Origin of the sequence: Protofrankia sp. Cas4 (assembly GCF_963555915.1) — a bacterium.
In the GTDB taxonomy this organism is placed as follows: domain Bacteria; phylum Actinomycetota; class Actinomycetes; order Frankiales; family Frankiaceae; genus Protofrankia.
In genome coordinates, this window is sequence record NZ_CAUVXL010000122.1 from 8,460 (window position 1) to 11,764 (window position 3,305).

Below are 3,305 nucleotides of genomic sequence, written 5' to 3' on the forward strand. Positions count from 1 at the left end.
CGTGTCGCGGTGGGCACGCTGTTCGTCGCGCAGGTGACCGGGAGCGGTCATGATCCAGGCGGTGCGGCGGCGGATCGAGGGATCCGCCAGCGGGTACTCGGCCCGGCCCTGCTTGAGGTAACGGTCCAGCAGGTTCGCGCTGCCGGTGTAGCCCATCGCGCGGATCTCCGCGAGCAGCGTGGTAGTGGCCACCGGCCCTGCGGCCCGGCGCTCGCGCAGGTGGTCGCGGAACAGGTCGACCAGGCAGTGCCGGTACTGGGGCGGGCGGATCAGCTGGTCGGGATCGGGGACGCGGGCGTAGCGCTTGACGGTGTTCAGTGCGAGCCCGAGCTGTCTGGCGCTCTCGCACAGTCCGACGCCGGCGTCCAGTAGTTCGTGGACGGCGGCGTGCCGCTGCAGGGTGCGCTCGTTGCGGGAGCCCGGCGCGCCTTCGGCTGGCGCCGTGCGCCAGCATGCGGTGTGCTGGGCGACGGTCCTCTCCACTGCGGCGGCCAGGCCCCGCCACAGGTGCCAGCGGTCGCTAACCTGCACCGCACCGGGCAGGGCGTCGGTGATTCCCTGGGCGTAGGAGGCCGAGCCGTCCCGGCAGACGATCTCCACACCGGGGTGGGCGCGTAACCAGGCGGTGAGCGTTCCGGCGGTGCGGTCGGGCAGCACGTCCACGCGGGTGTGGGTGACGGCGTCGATCAGGATGGTGGCGTAGCGATGCCCTCGCCGCAACGCGAAGTCATCGACCCCCAGCACTGTGGGCACCGACAGCTCGGGCAGCGGCAGCGCCATCAGCAGGCGTAGCAGCGTGCTGCAGCTGACCGCCTGGTGCAGGTACGGCAGCAGCCGGGCGGCGGTTTTCCCCGCCAGGGCCGCCGCGACCGCACCCAGCCGGGCGGTGCAGGGCGGGAGTGCGTCGCTGATAGCGGGCGGTCAGCCCGGTCACCTGCTCCACGAACGTGGTCTTTGGACAGGCGGGGTTCTCGCAGTACAAGCGGCGCACCGACAGATCGATCAGGACCGGGCGGCCGCCGACCGCCTCGTCGGCCACGTGCCGCACGTACCTACTGTGCACCCACGCCGAGGACCATCCGCACGCCGGGCACGCGACCGCCACACCCTCCCGGGACCGCGCCGTGATCCGGACCACGCCCGTACCGGGCTCCACCGCATCCACTCGCACCGCGGCCAACTGCGGCAGTAAGGCCGCCAAGTCGATGTCACACACCAGCCAGCATGCACCCGAACTGACCTGCCGTCACGGCCCCACCAGATTCGATCTTCAGCTACGAAAATCTTGTCTGAGCCGTTATATTGACAGACCCCGCCGCCACCACCGTCCTGCGCGAGCCCGTCCGGTTCGCCACCCTGGGAACCTGACCGATCTCGACGGAACCGTCCGAGGACCGGCACCGCACGCCGGCTGCGGACCATTCAGCTCTCGTACGACACCAGACCCAGGCTGCCGGGCCGGGCTGACGACCTGGTCGCGGTCTTTCGGCCCTGCGCCGAGCAGACCCGGCGGGAGGACGGCGCCCGCGCCGAAGGCCCCGCGCCGAGACGCGACAGATGCTCGGGATCAGTCTGGTTTGCGTACCCTGAATCGCGGGGTTCCGCGATTCAGGGTGGGTCGAGGAGGCGGTATGGGTTCGGCAGGCTTCGATTCCGAACACGAGCAGTTCCGTGATCTGGTCCGGCAGTTCGTGGCCCGCGAGATCGTCCCTCACCAGCAACGGTGGGAGGAAGCCGGCATCGTCGACCGGTCGCTGTATCTGGCCGCCGGCAAGCAGGGCGTGATCGGCTTCAACGTCCCGGAAGAGTTCGGCGGCGGTGGCGTGGACGACTTCCGGTACAACGCGATCGTCACCGGGGAGCTCGCCCGGGCCACGTCCGGCCCCCCGGCGCTGAGCCTGCACAACGACATCGTCGCGCCCTACTTCATCCGGCTGGCCACCCCGGAGCAGAAGAAGCGCTGGCTGCCGGGCTTCGCGTCCGGAGAACTGATCGGTGCCATCGCGATGAGCGAGCCGGGCGCCGGCAGCGACCTCGCCGGCATCCGCACGAGCGGCGTGCGCGACGGCGACGACTGGATCGTCTCGGGCACCAAGACGTTCATCTCCAGCGGGATCAACGCCGACCTCGTGATCGTCGTGGCCCGTACCGACCCCGCCGCCGGCCACAAGGGCTTCAGCCTCCTGGTGGTCGAGCGTGGCATGCCCGGGTTCACCCGCGGCCGCAAACTCGACAAGATCGGCCAGCGGGCGCAGGACACCGCCGAGCTGTTCTTCGACGAGGTGCGCGTCCCGGCGGCGAACGTGCTGGGCGAGGTGGGACGCGGGTTCTACCACCTCATGCACAACCTGCCCGACGAGCGGCTGTCGATCGCGGTCGCAGGCGTCACGGGTGCTCGCACCGTCTTCGACGCGACGCTCGAGTACGCCAAGCAACGCACCGCCTTCGGCCAGCCCATCGGCACGTTCCAGCACAACCGCTTCCTGCTCGCCGAGATGGACACCGAACTCGACATCGCCGAGACGTTCATCGACGCCTGTCTGGCCCAGTCCGCGCGCGGCGAGCTGACCGCGGAACGGGCGGCGAAGGCCAAGTGGTGGGTCACCGAGTTGCACAAGAGGGTGGTCGACGCCTGCGTTCAACTGCACGGCGGCTACGGCTACATCCTGGAGTACCCCGTCGCCAGCGCATACCGCGACGTCCGGATCACGACCATTTACGGCGGCACGACCGAAATCATGAAGGAGATCATCGGGAAGTCCCTCGGCGTCTGACCGGCCGACGCCGGCGGGATCAGGACGGCCCGTTCCAGCATGCTTGTGCGCCCGCGAGCGGGATCGACGCCCGGTCGATCCTGGTCGAGGCCGGCTGCCGGGCCATGGTCGGCGGGCCATGGTCGGCGGACAGGATGACCTGATCGTCGACGTCGCCCACCACCGTGAGCGGATCGCCGCCGTCCTCGGTTGGTAGCCACCGGTCACTGATGCAAACCGGGCAGATAACCGGCCCAGCACGAGTGGATGGTTGACATACATTTTCCGCCCGAAAACTGGCGTCTCCTGACGTCTTCCTTCCACTCGTCGCACCGAAGGAAATGCGGATCAAGGAGTGGGGCTGGGGCACGTAGATCGCGAGGCGCAGCCTGGCAGCGTTGCCGGGTCCGTTTTCAGCGTAATGTTGCCGTCCGGGTGCCCAAGCAGGCCGCGGAGATGCTCGCCGCTACGATTCGCACGATCGTCGCTCAGCCCACCGCCGAGTTGGTTCGTGCCCAGGGCGATGTCGTCGCCGAGCACTGCGCCTCGCCA

At 69.3% G+C, this 3,305-nt stretch carries 4 protein-coding genes and 1 pseudogene; 2 read left to right on the top strand and 3 right to left on the bottom strand.

Features of this window, described 5'->3' with window-relative positions; all coding sequences use genetic code 11:
• Together U9979_RS11425 and U9979_RS25185 are read right to left on the bottom strand one after the other, a co-directional pair.
• A partial coding sequence (locus tag U9979_RS11425) for a transposase (protein WP_322779364.1) occupies positions 1 to 780 on the bottom strand: 780 nt, incomplete at its 3' end.
• Positions 728 to 1,216, bottom strand: a complete 489-nt coding sequence (locus U9979_RS25185; RefSeq protein WP_416219972.1) for a transposase family protein — start codon at positions 1,214 to 1,216, stop codon at positions 728 to 730. The genes U9979_RS25185 and U9979_RS11425, both read right to left, overlap by 53 nt.
• A 415-nt stretch (positions 1,217 to 1,631) precedes the next feature.
• Here U9979_RS25185 and U9979_RS11430 point away from each other — a divergent pair, with 415 nt between their 5' ends.
• Positions 1,632 to 2,774: an acyl-CoA dehydrogenase family protein gene (locus U9979_RS11430; protein WP_322749524.1), complete on the top strand. Its 1,143-nt coding sequence runs from the start codon at positions 1,632 to 1,634 to the stop codon at positions 2,772 to 2,774.
• A gap of 19 nt (positions 2,775 to 2,793) precedes the next feature.
• Here the strand turns inward: U9979_RS11430 and U9979_RS11435 are convergent, their stop codons facing one another.
• Complete coding sequence (locus U9979_RS11435; RefSeq protein WP_322779365.1) at positions 2,794 to 2,937, bottom strand: hypothetical protein; 144 nt, start codon at positions 2,935 to 2,937, stop codon at positions 2,794 to 2,796.
• A gap of 197 nt (positions 2,938 to 3,134) precedes the next feature.
• Here U9979_RS11435 and U9979_RS11440 point away from each other — a divergent pair.
• A pseudogene (locus U9979_RS11440) lies at positions 3,135 to 3,305 on the top strand (transposase); the annotation flags it as partial.

What these genes read in the sequence shown, in the direction of transcription:
- U9979_RS11430 (WP_322749524.1), top strand. Translation starts at nt 1,632, where the DNA reads ATGGGTTCGGCAGGCTTCGATTCCGAACACGAGCAGTTCCGTGATCTG.